Raw genomic sequence first — 13188 nt, 5'->3', positions numbered from 1 at the left:
GTATGAGCGAAACCGACGATGCGAGCGAGGAAGCGGTCCCGAGGGAGTTCCGCGACTTCTTCGAGAAGGAGACCTACGCGCACGTGACGACGCTGAACGCGGACGGGAGTCCGCACACGACGCCGGTCTGGGTCGACTACGACGCCGACGCGAACCGCCTGCTCGTGAACACGGAGCGCCACCGCCGGAAGGCGAAGAACGTCGAGCGCGACCCGCGCGTCTCCGTGAGCATGACCGACCCCGACACGCCCTACCGGTTCCTCTCCGTCACCGGCGAAGTCGACGAGGTCACGACCGACGGCGCGCGCGAGCACATCGACGAGCTCGCCCGGCGCTACACGGGCGACGACTACGCGACGCCGATTCAGAGCGAACGCGTCCTCCTCCGCATCCGCCCCGAGGAAGTCCTCACCGGCGGCTGACCCGGGCTCTCGACCACCGGTAATTCGTTTGGGCGTTCGCGTTAACGCGAGTAGGTGGTTTCCTCCGGGTTTTTGGTGAGGGAGCGAGACGGGTGGAGTATGACGGAACGCGGCGTGCACCTCCCGGTGGCGGCACAGGACTCCTTCGACGACCTCGTGCGACTCGGCGAACGCGCGGAGGAACTCGGCTACGACCGCGTCGCGCTCCCCGAGACGTGGGGGCGCGACGGCGTCGCCGTCCTCTCCGCGCTCGCCGAACGCACAGAAAAAATCGGCCTCGCCTCCAGCATCCTCAACACGTACTCGCGCTCTCCCGCCCTGCTCGGACAGACCGCCGCGACGCTCCAGGAGGCCAGCGACGGCCGCTTCCGCCTCGGCATCGGCCCCTCCGGCCCCGTCGTCGTCGAGAACTGGCACGGCGTCGACTACGGCAATCCCCTCAGGCGAACCCGCGAGACCGTCGAAGTCGTGAAGCAGGTCCTCTCGGGCGACACCGTGACCTACGACGGCAGCGACTTCTCCCTCTCCGGGTTCCGCCTGCGCTGTGACGCCCCCGACCCCGCGCCGCCCGTCGACGTGACGGGGATGGGACCGAAAGCCGTCGAGCTCGCCGGCCGCTTCGCCGACGGCTGGCACGCCCTCATGCTCACGGACTCCGGCCTCGACGACCGCCTCGCCGACCTCGAACGCGGCGCGGCACTCGGCGACCGCGACCCCGACGACATCCACGTCACCCTCGTCACCACCTGCTGTGCGCTCGACGACCCCGAAGAAGCCCGGAACCTAACACGTCAACACATTGGGTTCTACGTGGGGGGGATGGGTACCTTCTACCGGGACGCGCTCGAACGGCAGGGGTACGGGGAGACGGCGAACGCGGTCTACGAGGCGTGGCAGGACGGCGACCACGCCGAGGCCGTCGGTCTCGTCGGCGACGACCTCCTCGACGACGTCGCCGCGGCCGGCACGCCCGAGGAGGCGCGCGACCGCCTCGCCGCGCTCGAATCTCTCGAAGGCGTCGACGAAGTCGCCATCGGCTTCCCGCGCGCCGCCGACCAGTCCCAGATCGACGCGACGATGGACGCCCTCGCGCCCGAGCGGTAAGCCGCTCGCGCGGCCGTCGAATGAGGAATCGCTTCGCGGTCAGCCGCTGAAGGCGGTGACGAGTTCTCTGACGTTGCGTTCGAGCCGCCAGCCGAGGCGTTTGATGAAGAGGAGGGCGACGGCGGCGTAGACGGCGACGCCGAGGAGGATGAGGAGCGCGAGGTCGAGGGTGGGGAAGCCGGTTTCGACGGCGCTGCGGGCGGTGAGGACGACGGCGGCCATGGCGGCGGCGGCGGTGAGGGGGTAGGCGAGTTCGCGGGCGAACCCGGCGAGCGAGAAGTCGAGGAGGCGGGTGGCGAGGTAGAGTTCGAGCGGGAGGCCGACGATGACGTAGGCCGCGCCGGCGGCGGCGGCCGCGCCTTCGATGCCGAACTCGGTGGTGGCGGGGACGATGACGAGCGCCATGGCGACGACGCGGAGGCCGCCGATTTTCGCGGTGTAGTCGGGTTTCCCCATCGCGAGCCAGACCGGCGTGAAAGAGGAGGAGAGCGAGAGGAAGAGGCCGTAGAGGGAGAGAATCTGGAGGGCGACGGTCATCTCGACCCACTGGGTGCCGAGGACGGTTTCGACGAAGAGGGGGGCGACGACGATGACGCCGACGCTCGCGGGGACGGAGACGGCGGTGGTGAGTTGGATGGTGCGGAGGAAGGCGGCGCGGACGTCGCCGACGTTCCCCTTGAGTTTGGAGTAGGCGGGGAACATGACGGTGGAGACGACGTTGGTGAGTTCGGTGGCGGGGGCGAGGGCGACGCGGTAGGCGAGGCGGTAGAGGCCGAGGGAGGCCGCGCCGAGGAGCCAGCCGACGACGAAGTCGTCGCCTTCGTCGGTGAAGAAGTAGATGATGCCGGAGGCGGTGACCCACTTCCCGAATCCGACGAGTTCGCGGACGGCGTCGACGTCGATGCGGGGGCGGGGGCGGTAGTCGTGGAGGAGGTAGGAGGCGAGCATGTCGCTGACGCGCGCGGCGATGTTCCCGAAGACGAGCGCCCAGACGGACCCCCAGAGGACGGCGAGGGTGACGGTGACGACGAAGTAGACGACGGAGTTCGTGACGAGGTAGGTGAACTGCCGGTGGAACTGGAGGTCTTTCTGGAAGTAGACGACGCCGGGGTTCCGCAGGCCGATGAGGAGCGGGAGGACGGCGATGACCTGGATGATGGGTTCGACCTCCGGTGCGGCGAAGAACCGGGCGGCGGGGGCGGCGAGCACGTAGGTGATGCCGGCGAGGAGGACGCCGCGGACGATCTGGAGCGTCCACGTGGTGTCGAGGTAGCGGTCGACGTTGTCCGCGCGGTGCTGGATGAGCGCCGCGCCGAGGCCGAGGTTGGAGAACTGGTCGAGGGCGGTGAGGACGAGGAGGGCGATGCCGATGAGGCCGAAGTCCGCGGGCGAGAGGATGCGCGCGAGGACGAGGAGGGAGACGAGTTCGAGGCCGCGGACGACGACGTTCGTCGCGGTGAGCCAGACGCCGGAGCGCACGGTCTTCGTCGCGAGGCCGCCGCTCGGCGTGAGAAGCGTTCTGAGCGAGCGGAGGCGGTTCGGGACGGGCGTCATGGCTGGACGAGGTGCGAGCGGGCCGAGCCCGAGCGCGAGACCGGGACCGAGTGCGGGGGCGGCCGCGTCGCGTTGGCCGTTCGTTCTCCCGCGTCCGCCTTAGGTAGTTCGTTACCGGGAGTCGGCGAGGAGTCGCTCGTAGAGCGATTCGAACGCGGTCGTCATCCGGTCGAGGGAGAAAGTGTGGCGGGCGCGTGCGGCGGCGGCGTCGCCGAGATCGGTGGCGAACGCGTCGTTCTGGAGGACGCGGACGAGCGCCCACGCGAGCTCGTCGGGTTCGTCGACGCCGACGAACAGCCCGGTCTCGTAGGCGGTGAGGAGTTCGCTGTTCCCGTCGACCGGCGTGGCGACGCAGGGGAGGCCGGCCGCCATCGCTTCGAGGAGCGCGCCGGGGAGGCCCTCGTAGTGGGAGGGGAAGGCGAACGCGTCCATCGCGGCGAGGAGGTCGGGGACGTCGTCGCGGAGGCCGGTGAAGTGCACGCAGTCGGCGACTCCCCGGTCGCTCGCGCGGGCTTCGAGGGCGGCGCGGCGCGGGCCGTCGCCGACGACGAGCAGGTGGGCGTCCGGTACTTCGTCGCGGACCGTCACCCACGCGTCGAGGAGTTCGTCGTGGCCTTTCCGGTCGATGAGGCGGCCGACCGTCCCGACGACGGGCGCGTCCGCCGGGAGGCCGAGGCCGTCGCGGAGGCCCTCGGGCGCGTCGCGCTCGAACCGGGAGAGGTCGCGGCCGTTGTGGATGACGCTCACGCGCTCCTCGGGGACGCCGTAGTCGCGGACGAAGCGCGCGCCCGCGGCGGAGTTCGAGACGACGTGGTCGGCGAACCGCGAGCTCCAGTTATCGATCGCCTGCCTGATGTCGTCCTCGCCGGTGGGGACGAGGCGGACGCCCGTGATCACGACCGTGTCGGGGCAGGCGACGCCGGCGGCGCGCGCGAGGATGTTGTCGCTCGGGAGGAAGGACTGGATGACGTCGGGGCGGTCGCGGCGGGCGGCGCGGACGAAGCGGACGGGCGCGCGGGCGTAGTCGAGCGGGTCGGCCGCGCCCTCGACGGCGAACGCGTGGTCGGCGCTCGTCACGCCCTCGACGCCGAGCGTGCGGAGCGTCACGTGGTCGTCGAGGCGGTCGGCGAGCGGATTCTGCTCGAAGATCGTCCACACCGTCACGTCGTAGCGCTCGCGGTCGAGGTCGTTCGCGAGGTCGACGAGCGTCTTCTCCGCGCCGCCGACGGAGAGCGCCGTGACGAACAGCCAGAGGTCCACGCGGTCGTCGCCGGTCATACGGGAATCTGACCCGGCGCGTGCATAAACGCACCCCCTGCGAGCGGAAGTTCCTTGCCGAGCGCCTGCGTCGGGGCGCGTATGCACGTCGTTCAGGTCTCGCACGTCTACCACCCGTCGTTCGGCGGGATCGAGAACTACGTCGCTCGGCTGAACGAGTCGCTGGAGGCCGACGGCCACACGACGGAGACCGTGACGACGGACGCGAGCTTCGGCGGCGGCCCCCGCACCGAGCGCGCGAACACCGTCTACTGCGAGACGACGCTCTCCGTCTTCCGGAACCCGCTCTCCGTCGAGCTCTTCGCGCACCTCCGGGGGTCGGACGCGGACGTCTACCACCTCCACAGCCCGTGGTTCCTCCCGAGCCTCGAAGCCGTCCTCGCCCTCCCCGACGACGCGCCCGTGGTGATGACGATTCACGGCGTCCACCTCCCCCGCGAGGGCCTCCTCTCGAAACTCCTCCCGTACGCCTACTGGCCGGTCGCGCAGTACATCCTCTCGCGCGTCGACCGCGTCGTCGTCCTCGGCCAGCCCGAGCGCAAACGCCTCCACGACCACTTCTTCGTCGACGACGACCGCGTCGCCGTCGTCCCGAACGGCATCGACCCCGCCGAGTACGACGTCCCCGAGGCGGACGTCGACGACTTCCGCGAGACCTACGACATCGACCCGGACGTGCCGGTGGCGCTCTACGTCGGCCGCCTCGTCTCCTCGAAGCAGCCCGACCGGTTCGTCGACGCCGTCGCCGACCACCTCCCGGACACGGAGGTGCAGGCGCTCGTCATCGGGAAAGGCGACGACGAGTACGTCACGGAACTCAAGGAACGCGCCGACGACCGCACGCGCTTCCTCGCCGACCTCTCCTTCTCGGAGCTGAAGGCCGCCTACCACGCCGCCGACGTCTTCGTCTCCATCGGCACCTCCGAGGGCCTGCCGACCGTGCTCTTGGAGGCGATGAACGCCCGGCTCCCGGTGGTGGCGACGCCGGCGGGAGCGACGGCCGACGTCGTCGCCGACCCGGAGAACGGCCGCGTGCTCGCCCCCCATCCGACGCCGAGCGCGGTCGCCGCCGCCGTCCGCCAGTACCTCGAGAATCCCGAGGAGCGCCGCATCGTCGGCGAGCGGAACCGCGACGTCGTCCGCGAGCGCTTCACGTGGGACCGCGTCTACGCCGACCTCGCCCGCGTCTACGCCGACCTCACAGGGGCGGAGCGACCGGCGTCTACTGACGGGGGCTGAGGAGCGCGCGGAGGTAGCTCGCGTTCCGCACGAGGTTGCCGACGGTCGCGACGACGCCCGCGGTCGGCGTCGGGCCGAGGCGGACCGGGAGGAGGAACGAGAGGAGGCGCTCGCGGAGCGGCGTCTCCCACTTCCGGTCGAACGCGACGTCGCCGGGGCCGAACGCCCACATCTTCCGCCAGTAATCCCGGACTGAGGTCGCGTACCAGTGGTCGACGGCCATGTCGGGCTCGTAGAGGACGCGGAAGCCCGCGCGGACCGCGCGCCGGACGAAATCCGTCTCCTCGTGGCCCCACGCGAAGCGCGGGTCGAAGCCGCCGACGCGCTCGAAGACCGACTTCCGGAAGGCCATGTTGCAGCCGGTGACGCCGGTGCGGCCGTGGCGGAACGACCCGTCGACGGGCGTGACGTAGTGGCGCTCGGGGCCTTTGTCGTAGCCGCCGACGAGCCGGGAGACGGGGCCGCCGCCGGGGTGGTGGATGCGGCCGGCGACGACGGGGTTCGCCGCGAGCGCGTCCGCGGCGGCGGCGAGGTAGCCGTCGCGGGGCGTCGCGTCGTCGTCGAGGAAGACGACGTTGTCCGCGCGCGCCTCCTCGACGCCGGCGTTCCGCGCGGCGGCGAGCCCGGGGTCGTCGCGGACGACGACCTCGTAGTCGTCGAAGTCCTGGGCGTCGAGCGCGCGGAGGCAGCCGGTGTCGTCGGGGTCCGCGACCGTGCAGACGACGACGCTAATCGCGGGCGACATCGCCACCTCCTCGGCTTCCGCCGCGCCCGCCGCGGAGCGCGTCGATGGTCCGGTCGAGGCCGTCGTCGAGCGACACGGACGGCTCCCAGCCGAGGACCTGCCGGGCCTTCGTGAGGTCCGGGCAGCGCCGCCGCGGGTCGTCCTCGGGCACGGAGTGGTAGACGACGCCCGCGCCCCCGCAGCGCTCGTTCACGCGCTCCGCGAGGTCGGCGATGCTCGTCTCGACGTCGCTCCCGACGTTCACGACGTCACCCCCGAGGCCCTCGGCGTCCATGAGCGCGCGGAGGCCGGCGACGGTGTCGTCGACGTAGCAGAAACTCCGCGTCTGCCCGCCGTCGCCGTAGACGGTGAGCGGCTCGCCGGCGAGCGCCTGCGTGACGAAGTTCGGGACGACGCGGCCGTCGTCGAGGCGCATCCGGGGCCCGTAAGTGTTGAAGATGCGCGCCGTGCGCACGTCGAGGCCGTAGGACTGCTCGTAAGCGACGGTGAGCGCTTCCCCGAAGCGCTTCGACTCGTCGTAGCACGCGCGCGGCCCGCGGATGTTCACGTTCCCCGTGTAGGTCTCGGGCTGCGGGTGGACCTCCGGGTCGCCGTAGACCTCGCTCGTCGACGCGTAGACGACGCGCGCGTCCGCCTCGCGGGCGTAGTCGAGGACGCGTCGCGTCCCCTCCGTGTTCGTCACGCCGATGTCGATGGCCTGCGAGACGAAATCCGCGGGCGACGCGCGGGAGGCGAGGTGGTAGACGCGGTCCGCGTCCGGGAGGTCGTCGGGTTCGAGGTCACGGACGTCCGCGTGCACGACGGAGAACGCCTCGTGGTCGCGGAACGCGTCGAGGTTCGCGTCGCGGCCGCTGGAGAAGTTGTCGACGCAGACGACCTCGCGGCCGTCGGCGAGCAGGGCCTCGCAGAGGTGGCTGCCGACGAACCCCGCGCCGCCCGTCACGACCGCCGTCACGAGCCGCCCTCCCGGGAGGCGACGACGAGCGGCTCGTACCACTCGCGGTTCGCCCGATACCACTCGACGAAGCGCTCGACGCCCTCGCGGATGGGCGTCGTCGGCTCGTAGCCGATGACGTCGCGCGCCCGAGAGACGTCCGCCTGCGTGTGCTCGGCGTCGCCCGCGATGCGCTCGCGGTGCTCGATTCCGAGGTCGGGGTTCACGAGGTCGCGGACGGTCTCCGCGAGCTCGGTGATGTCGATCGTGTCGCCGCTCCCGACGTTCAAGACCATGCCGTCCGCGGCGTCGCTCGTGAGGAGCGTGCGGTTCGCGGCGACGACGTCGTCGACGTACGTGAAGTCACGCGTCTGCGCGCCGTTCCCGTAGATGACCGGTGGCTCGTCGTTCAGACACCGCGAGGTGAAGTTCGAAATCGCCATGTTGGGGCGCATCCGCGGGCCGTAGACGGTGAAGTAGCGGAGGCAGACGGTCGAGAGGTCGTAGAGGTCGTCGTAGACGCGGGCGTAGTGGTCGCCGGCGAGCTTCGTCACGCCGTACGGGCTCACCGGCTCCTGCGGGTGGTCCTCGTCGTAGGGGAGGTAGTGTGTCTTCCCGTAGACCGACGACGACGACGCGATGACGACGCGGTCGACGCCGGTCTCGCGGGCGGCGTCGAGGACGGTGAGCGTGCCGCCGACGTTCACGGCGTTCGGATGCGTCGGCTGCTCGACGCTGATGCGGACGCCCGCCTGCGCGGCCTGATGGTAGACGACGTCCGGAGCGGCGGCGTCGAACGCGGCGCGCACGTCCTCGCGCTCCCGGATGTCGCCGCGCCGCAGCGTGTACGACCCCTCGCTCTCCGCCGCAACCGCGCGACACCGCTCCACCGTGTGGTCCTTGATGCCGCGGTGGTAGTAGGCGTCGAAGCTGTCGAAGACGACGACGTCGTGGCCGTCGGCGACGAACGACTCGGCCAGGTGGCCGCCGATGAACCCGGCCCCGCCCGTCACGAGAATCTGCATACGTGCCCGTCGCCGCCGGACACCAAAAGCGTGTGCGTCGCCTGCCTACAACGACCGCAGGAGCGCGATGACGCGGGCTGCCGGGCGGTACGTCCACTCGCCGCCGAGGCACGCCCAGAAGTAGAGCCACGCCGTGATGAGGAAGGGGTCGACGCGGAGCGCGCGCCAGGCCTGCCGGACGGCCTCCCGGTAGTAGCCGTTCTGCGCCGCGGAGATGGCGAGCGTCTGCCGGAGCGTCCCGACGAACTGCCGCTCCAGGCCGCGTTCGCGGGCGAGCGGGAGGTGGCGGTCGAGCATGATGGGAAAGGAGATGTCCCGGCGGTACTCGAACTGCTCGCCGATGCGCCCCGAGTGGTCCCAGTGCCGAATCGTGAGCGGCTCCGGGACGACTTCGAACGAGCAGTGGAGGGAGAGGCGGAGCAGCCACTCGCGGTCCTGCCAGCTCCGCAGGCACTCCTCGGGCAGCCCGGCGTTCGCGATGACGCTCGCGCGCACCATCAGCGCGGAGAACTCCGCGACGTTCGCGCCGGCGAGGAGGGCGTCCGTGACGTCGCCGTGGACGTGGTCGATGAGGACGCGCTCGCCGTCGCGGTGGACGTACCGCGAGCCCGTGTAGACTACCCCGATGTCCGGGCCGCCCGCCTCGAACGCCGCGACCTGGCGTTCGAGTTTCGCCGGCTCCCACTCGTCGTCGTCGTCGAGGAACGCGACGAACTCGCCGGCCGCCGTCCGGATGCCGGTGTTCCGCGCGGCGTTCCCGCCGCGGTTCCGGTCGTGGCGCTCGCACACCACGGCTTCCAGCCCGCTCGTGTCGACCTCGGCGAGGACGTCCGCGGCGGGGCGCTCGGAGCGGTCGTCGACCACGACGAGCTCCACGCGGTCGTACGTCTGCGCCGTGACGGTCTCGACCGCCCGGCGGAGGAGTTCCGGGCGGTCGTGCGTCGGGAGGACGACGCTGACGAGGGGCCGAGCCATACCCTGGTTACGCCGGCGGGGGTCTTTTGCGTTTATCCCTCGCCGCCGCCCGGTCGGCGGCGCGCTCGCCCGCGTCGTCGAACTCGCTCACGACAACCGTTATGTGGCGGACACGAGTACCTCGCGCTATGGCGAAAGAGCCGCGGCGCGGCGTCGACCGCCGGGAGGGCCGGTGACGTGCCGAGCGAGTACGAACTCCGCTCGGCGGACCCCGAGCGGGAGGCGTGGACGGCCGCCGTCGCCGACCATCCGGAGGCGACACCGTTCCACACGCGGGAGTGGTGTCGCGCCGTCGACGTCGGCTTCGACTACGACCCCGCACACCGATTCGTCTACGAGACGGGGAGCGACGCGCTCGCCGCCGTCGTCCCCGGGTTCTCGATCAGCGGCCTCGGCGGCCGGACGGTCGTGAACCCCTTCTGCGAGTACGGCTTCCCGCTGCTCACCCCCGAGGCGGACGAGGTGGGCGTGTTCCGCGCGCTCGCCGCCGACGTCGGCCCGCTGGGCGCGCGCGTCGTGAAGGACGCCCGCTGGCGGGGCGCGCGCGGCTACAACCCCGCGGGCTACGGCGCGACGGAGACGGGCGCGGTCATCCGCATCGACGCCGACCGCGACTACGACGCCGTCCGCGAGACCGAGTTCGCGAGTTCGACGCGGCGATGCCTCCGCAGCGCCGCCACCGCCGGGCTCACCCTCCGCGAAGGAACGGTCGAAGAGTACTACCCCATCTATCTCGCGACGATGCGCCGCCTCGGCAGCCCGCAGTTCCCGCGTTCCTTCCTCACCGCGCTGGAGACGCTGTTCGGCGACGACTGCCACGTCTTCCTCGCGGACGACGCGGACGGCGAGACGGTCGGCGGCCTGCTCGCGCTCGACCACGACGGCACGCGGATGGTGTGGTCGAACGCCTCCTACCAGCGCGCGTGGGAAGCCCGCCCGAACCACTTCCTCTACGCCGCCGCCATCGAGGACGCCTGCGCGGGCGACCTCGACGTGTTCGACTGCGGGCGCTCCCGCCCCGGCTCCACCGTCCACGACTTCAAGGCGGCCTTCGGCGGCCGGGAGTTCCCGCTCGCGAGCTTCGTCACGCCGGCGCACCGCACCGGCCGCGCGTCCCTCGAAGGGTACAGCCGCGCGGGCGCAATCACTCCGTACCTCGGCGGCGTCATCACGAACCGCGCCGTCGGCCCTCGACTCAAACGATTCATCCATGAATAAGGACCGACTCATCGAACTCGGATTGCTCGTCGCGCTCCTCGCGACGATACGCTACTGGCGGAAGCGCGAAGCCTCCCTGCGGGCGAGCCTGACGGTCAGCCGCGAGTGGACCGCCCCCGCGGCGGCGGAGCGCCCGACCGACGACGGGGCGAGCGCCGAGGCGGCGCGCCTCCTCGACACGCGACCGGAGGACCTCCCGGAGCGCGTTGCCGCGCTCACCGGGAAGGTCGACGAGCTGACGAACGACCTCGAACGCGCCCGCGCGAACTGGGCGGCGCGCTGGTGGACGGCCCGACAGGGGAGTCTCGACGAGCCGTTCGTCGCCGTCGTCGACCTCTCGGACGGCGAACTCGCGGACGCGAAGGCGCTCACGAAGGCCGCCCCGGAGGGCGTCGCCGGCGTCGCCATCGTCGTCGCGGGCGACGGGACGCTCGCCGTCGCCGTCACCGGCGGCCTCGACCACGCCGCGTCGGACGTGGCGAAAGAGGTCGCGCAGGCCGCGGGCGGGAACGCCGGCGGAACAGGGCAAATGGCGACCGGCGGCGGCGACGCCGCCCGCCTCCCGGACGCCGCCGAGACCGTCGCCGCCCGCCTCCGCGACGAACTCGACGCCCGCGAAACGGCGAGCGCCGACAGTGCGGGCGACGGAGCGGACGGCGATGGCGAGGCCGACGCCGACGACGGTGTCGACGAGGCCGCCGACGGCGACGGCGCGTCCGAGGCGGACGAGGGCGACGATGTCGACGCCTGAGCGTCCCGGGAGTCGAACGGGACCGATTTCGTTCTACCTCCCGGAGTTGACGGTCGGGGGCGCACAGCGGGTGACGGTGGACCTCGTGAACGGGCTGGCGGCGCGCGGCCACGACGTCGAGCTCGTCTGTTCGTATCCGGGCGGCGAGCTCCGGGGACAGGTCGATTCGTCTGTTACGCTCGTTGACTTCGACACGCGCGTCGTCCCGGGCGTCGGGGTGCTGGCGAGCGTGCCGGCGCTCGCGCGCTACCTCCGACGGCGAGAACCTCGAGTGCTCTTCTCGGTGATGACGTACGCGAGCGTGGTCGCGCTCGCGGCGTCGGAGGTGGCGCGGACGGAGACGCCGGTCGTGCCGGTGGAGCATTCGACGTTCGGGATGTCGCGCGGCGGCACGCGCGACGTGACGGCGCGCCTCGCGTCAGTGCTGTACGCTCGCGCGGACCGCGTCGTCGCCGTCTCCGAGGGCGTCGCCGAGAGCGTGCGCGCGGGAACGAACGTCGACCCCGCGGACGTCGCGGTGCTCTACAACCTCGTGCCCGTGGAAGCGGTGCGGGAGCGCGCGGCCGCGCCGCTCGACCACCCGTTCTTCGCGGCGGACCTCGACCCGATTCTCTGGGTGGGGCGGCTCGAACCCGAGAAGGACCTCGACACGCTCCTCCGCGCGTTCGAGCGCGTGCACGCTCGCCGACCGACCGCCCGTCTCGTTCTCGCGGGCACGGGGTCGCGGCGGGAGGCGCTGGAGACGCTCGCCGCCGAACGCGGGCTCGCCGACGCCGTGTCGTTCACCGGGTTCGTGGACCCCGCGCCCTACATGGCGCGCGCGTCGGCGTTCGCGCTCTCCTCGCGCTACGAGGGCCTTCCAACCGTGCTCATCGAGGCGCTCGCGTGCGGCTGCCCGGTCGTCTCGACGGACTGCCCGAGCGGGCCGCGGGAGATACTCGGCGACGACGCGTACGGCCGACTCGTCCCCGTGGGCGACGACGCCGCGTTCGCCGACGCCCTCCTCGACGCGCTCGACGACCCAGCAGACGGAGAGCGACTGCGCGCGCGAGCGGACGAGTTCGCGCCGGACCGCGTGCTCGACGCCTACGAAGCCTTCGTCGACGGTCTCACGAACTAGCTCTCCCAGTGGAAGCGGCAGTCGAAGCGGGCGTCGCCGCGGGCGGCGACTTCGACGGGGCGGTCGAGGCCGACCGCGAGGCCGGTCGCGAGGAACGACGGAATCGGATGGTCGGGACGAGTGAGTGAGCCGTAGCGAGCGCCGGTGACGGTCGCGGTGACGCTGCCGTCGTCGAGGTTGACTTCGACGTCGACGCCGTCGGCGAGGTCGAAACCGCCGACCGCGCCCTCGGCGAGGTGGCCGGCGAGGTCCGTCGGTGACGGGGAGCTGTCGGCGGTCGTCATCTCGTCGAAGGCCTCCCAGAGCGCCGCGCCCGTGGGGTAGACGACCGCGCCGTCGTAGGCGTCGCCGTCGGCGAAGATGGGGCGGAGCGCGGACTGCGGCGGGAGGCCGTCGTCGGATTCGGCCGGGAGGAAGAGGCGGACGGGCGCGAACGAGCCGTCTGCCTCGTCGAGGTGCTCCGCGAGTTCCGCATCCGCGTCGGCGTCGACGGGAGCGTAGATGCGGGTGTCGCGGAGGTCGCGGTCGGCAGCGAGCGCGGCGAGCGTCGAGGCGTGCGCGTCGTAGACGCGGTCCGTCGGGCGCGCGCCGGTCGTGCCGGTGCGGAGCCAGAAGAGGAGGAGCCCGCCGTAGACGCCGATGCCGGCGAGGACGAGGAGGACGGCGCGCGACTGGCTCTCCGGGGAGAGGTAGGCGGCGACGGCGGCGATGACGCCGACGACGGCGAGGCCGACGCCGATACGCCGGTAGTCGTAGGCGGCGGCGCGTTCGGCGTCACCTTCGGCGCGCCGCCACCGGTTCGCGCGCGACATCTACGCGACCC

13 protein-coding genes are annotated in these 13188 nt (G+C 71.9%); 6 read left to right on the top strand and 7 right to left on the bottom strand.

Annotation, left to right across the window (positions count from 1 at the left end; translation table 11 throughout):
* Positions 1 to 2 precede the first annotated feature (2 nt).
* Together IEY26_RS06400 and IEY26_RS06395 are read left to right on the top strand one after the other, a co-directional pair.
* A complete protein-coding gene (locus IEY26_RS06400) occupies positions 3 to 422 on the top strand; it encodes a pyridoxamine 5'-phosphate oxidase family protein (RefSeq protein ID WP_188976977.1) in 420 nt (139 codons plus the stop codon).
* A gap of 99 nt (positions 423 to 521) precedes the next feature.
* Positions 522 to 1526: a TIGR04024 family LLM class F420-dependent oxidoreductase gene (locus tag IEY26_RS06395; RefSeq protein WP_188976975.1), complete on the top strand. Its 1005-nt coding sequence runs from the start codon at positions 522 to 524 to the stop codon at positions 1524 to 1526.
* Between the two features lie 39 nt (positions 1527 to 1565).
* Here the strand turns inward: IEY26_RS06395 and IEY26_RS06390 are convergent, their stop codons facing one another.
* Both IEY26_RS06390 and IEY26_RS06385 read right to left on the bottom strand, forming a co-directional pair.
* Positions 1566 to 3080, bottom strand: a complete 1515-nt coding sequence (locus tag IEY26_RS06390) for a lipopolysaccharide biosynthesis protein (RefSeq protein WP_188976973.1) — start codon at positions 3078 to 3080, stop codon at positions 1566 to 1568.
* A gap of 111 nt (positions 3081 to 3191) precedes the next feature.
* On the bottom strand, positions 3192 to 4358 hold the full coding sequence (locus IEY26_RS06385; protein WP_188976972.1) for a glycosyltransferase: 1167 nt from the start codon (positions 4356 to 4358) through the stop codon (positions 3192 to 3194).
* An 81-nt stretch (positions 4359 to 4439) separates the two neighbouring features.
* Between IEY26_RS06385 and IEY26_RS06380 the strand changes: the two genes are divergently transcribed.
* A complete protein-coding gene (locus IEY26_RS06380) occupies positions 4440 to 5597 on the top strand; it encodes a glycosyltransferase family 4 protein (protein WP_188976970.1) in 1158 nt (385 codons plus the stop codon).
* Here IEY26_RS06380 and IEY26_RS06375 read toward each other — a convergent pair.
* Genes IEY26_RS06375 through IEY26_RS06360 form a run of 4 tightly spaced genes read right to left on the bottom strand, consistent with a single transcriptional unit; the run spans position 5581 to position 9276 of the window.
* Complete coding sequence (locus IEY26_RS06375) at positions 5581 to 6342, bottom strand: glycosyltransferase family 2 protein (protein WP_188976968.1); 762 nt, start codon at positions 6340 to 6342, stop codon at positions 5581 to 5583. The two genes, IEY26_RS06380 and IEY26_RS06375, sit on opposite strands and share 17 nt — an antisense overlap.
* Positions 6326 to 7297 carry an NAD-dependent epimerase/dehydratase family protein gene (locus IEY26_RS06370; protein WP_188976966.1) on the bottom strand — a complete coding sequence of 324 codons (972 nt, stop codon included), beginning with the start codon at positions 7295 to 7297 and terminating at the stop codon, positions 6326 to 6328. The genes IEY26_RS06375 and IEY26_RS06370 overlap by 17 nt, the downstream gene beginning before the upstream one ends.
* Positions 7294 to 8301: a GDP-mannose 4,6-dehydratase gene (locus IEY26_RS06365; protein ID WP_188976964.1), complete on the bottom strand. Its 1008-nt coding sequence runs from the start codon at positions 8299 to 8301 to the stop codon at positions 7294 to 7296. Before IEY26_RS06365 ends, IEY26_RS06370 begins: the two co-directional genes overlap by 4 nt.
* Positions 8302 to 8346: 45 nt before the next feature.
* The gene (locus tag IEY26_RS06360) at positions 8347 to 9276 is read right to left on the bottom strand and encodes a glycosyltransferase family 2 protein (protein ID WP_188976963.1); all 930 of its coding nucleotides are present in this window, start codon (positions 9274 to 9276) and stop codon (positions 8347 to 8349) included.
* 177 nt (positions 9277 to 9453) lie between these two features.
* Here IEY26_RS06360 and IEY26_RS06355 point away from each other — a divergent pair, with 177 nt between their 5' ends.
* The 3 genes from IEY26_RS06355 to IEY26_RS06345 are packed head-to-tail and all read left to right on the top strand — an operon-like array spanning position 9454 to position 12365.
* Positions 9454 to 10494 (top strand): GNAT family N-acetyltransferase, encoded by a 1041-nt coding sequence (locus IEY26_RS06355; RefSeq protein WP_188976961.1) that lies wholly within the window; start codon positions 9454 to 9456, stop codon positions 10492 to 10494.
* Positions 10487 to 11245 carry an alanyl-tRNA synthetase gene (locus tag IEY26_RS06350; protein WP_188976959.1) on the top strand — a complete coding sequence of 253 codons (759 nt, stop codon included), beginning with the start codon at positions 10487 to 10489 and terminating at the stop codon, positions 11243 to 11245. Before IEY26_RS06355 ends, IEY26_RS06350 begins: the two co-directional genes overlap by 8 nt.
* Positions 11232 to 12365, top strand: coding sequence for a glycosyltransferase (locus IEY26_RS06345; protein ID WP_188976957.1), 1134 nt, complete (start codon positions 11232 to 11234; stop codon positions 12363 to 12365). Before IEY26_RS06350 ends, IEY26_RS06345 begins: the two co-directional genes overlap by 14 nt.
* On the opposite strand, the gene IEY26_RS06340 is transcribed toward IEY26_RS06345, so the two are convergent.
* Positions 12362 to 13177 (bottom strand): hypothetical protein, encoded by an 816-nt coding sequence (locus IEY26_RS06340; RefSeq protein WP_188976955.1) that lies wholly within the window; start codon positions 13175 to 13177, stop codon positions 12362 to 12364. The genes IEY26_RS06345 and IEY26_RS06340 overlap by 4 nt on opposite strands.
* Positions 13178 to 13188 lie beyond the last annotated feature (11 nt).

The organism is Halocalculus aciditolerans (genome assembly GCF_014647475.1).
Classification (GTDB): domain Archaea; phylum Halobacteriota; class Halobacteria; order Halobacteriales; family Halobacteriaceae; genus Halocalculus; species Halocalculus aciditolerans.
This window is presented reverse-complemented; position numbering and strand designations above follow the sequence as displayed.

Excerpts from the sequence above, each read along its gene's own strand:
- IEY26_RS06400 (WP_188976977.1), top strand. The coding sequence starts at position 3 with ATGAGCGAAACCGACGATGCGAGCGAGGAAGCGGTCCCGAGGGAGTTC.
- IEY26_RS06395 (WP_188976975.1), top strand. The coding sequence starts at position 522 with ATGACGGAACGCGGCGTGCACCTCCCGGTGGCGGCACAGGACTCCTTC.
- IEY26_RS06390 (WP_188976973.1), bottom strand. The coding sequence starts at position 3,080 with ATGACGCCCGTCCCGAACCGCCTCCGCTCGCTCAGAACGCTTCTCACG.
- IEY26_RS06385 (WP_188976972.1), bottom strand. The coding sequence starts at position 4,358 with ATGACCGGCGACGACCGCGTGGACCTCTGGCTGTTCGTCACGGCGCTC.
- IEY26_RS06380 (WP_188976970.1), top strand. The coding sequence starts at position 4,440 with ATGCACGTCGTTCAGGTCTCGCACGTCTACCACCCGTCGTTCGGCGGG.
- IEY26_RS06375 (WP_188976968.1), bottom strand. The coding sequence starts at position 6,342 with ATGTCGCCCGCGATTAGCGTCGTCGTCTGCACGGTCGCGGACCCCGAC.
- IEY26_RS06365 (WP_188976964.1), bottom strand. The coding sequence starts at position 8,301 with ATGCAGATTCTCGTGACGGGCGGGGCCGGGTTCATCGGCGGCCACCTG.
- IEY26_RS06360 (WP_188976963.1), bottom strand. The coding sequence starts at position 9,276 with ATGGCTCGGCCCCTCGTCAGCGTCGTCCTCCCGACGCACGACCGCCCG.
- IEY26_RS06350 (WP_188976959.1), top strand. The coding sequence starts at position 10,487 with ATGAATAAGGACCGACTCATCGAACTCGGATTGCTCGTCGCGCTCCTC.
- IEY26_RS06345 (WP_188976957.1), top strand. The coding sequence starts at position 11,232 with ATGTCGACGCCTGAGCGTCCCGGGAGTCGAACGGGACCGATTTCGTTC.
- IEY26_RS06340 (WP_188976955.1), bottom strand. The coding sequence starts at position 13,177 with ATGTCGCGCGCGAACCGGTGGCGGCGCGCCGAAGGTGACGCCGAACGC.